The organism is Brachyspira pilosicoli (assembly GCF_019402445.1).
In the GTDB taxonomy this organism is placed as follows: Bacteria; Spirochaetota; Brachyspiria; order Brachyspirales; family Brachyspiraceae; genus Brachyspira; species Brachyspira pilosicoli_B.
This window is the reverse complement of sequence record NZ_SRZM01000230.1, coordinates 1-949: the sequence shown is the minus strand read 5'-3', so window position 1 is coordinate 949 and position 949 is coordinate 1. Positions and strand designations below refer to the sequence as shown.

At 34.4% G+C, this 949-nt stretch carries 1 pseudogene; it reads right to left on the bottom strand.

Features of this window, described 5'->3' with window-relative positions:
• A pseudogene (locus tag E6A48_RS07940) lies at positions 1 to 949 on the bottom strand (hypothetical protein); the annotation flags it as partial.

Here is a 949-nt window from a genome sequence, read left to right as displayed (position 1 = left end):
CATTGAAGAAGATTTAGCAAGAGTAGTACCGTCTTCAGGATAACCTAAAACAGTGTAAGTTTTACCAGTTGAAGTGAATCCAGTATCACCACTTAAAGCATACATAGTTATAGTACTATTTAATGATTTTACATGGGCATACAATCTTTGAGATGTTGATTGACTTTGACTAGTAGAATATTGATTAGGATCATATCCATTTTGACCATACCATTTTTCAACTTTTAAATAAGAAGGAGAACCTTCAGAACCAAATATTCCATTATCTGTAGGGTCTTGACCTGCTTTAGCATAACCTATTTGATTATTTCCATATCCTGGACTTCCAACTGTTAGATAATATATATCTGAATCACCAGTAGCAGCTATAACACGGCTTGCTTTATGTGAACTATAAGTATCATTTTTTTGACTGAATACAACTGCTGTACTATCTACTGTACTCCAATTTACTGTATTACCAGTACCACTGTATGTACCTTTCATTATAACATTACCCATAACTTCTTTAATAGCACTACTGCTACCTTGATTTGCTACAGTTACAGCAAGATATAAATTTTGAGTACTTCCACTATTAACAACAACGCCTTTAGCAGAATGTATACCAAATTGTTTATAAGTACCATCTTTTTCAGTTACTTTTGCAACTGCTTCTTGTGCTTTAGTAGTCATATCTTGCCATCCACCATTCCAAGTAAAACCTGAAGTTTCATTGTATGTACCTACTGTATAGCTTAATTTAGATTTAGGATCTCTACTATCATAATCTTGAGAAATCCTACTTAAACCAGCACCTGCAGAAGCTACTACTACAACAGTATTATCATTAACTTTAAATACTACTGGAGAAGCAACTGCATCACTTCCGCCTGATTGTGCTTGTTCGCTACGGCCAACTATTTGAGGTACACCCCAGTTTTTACCAGCATCTTTACTTATGATACAA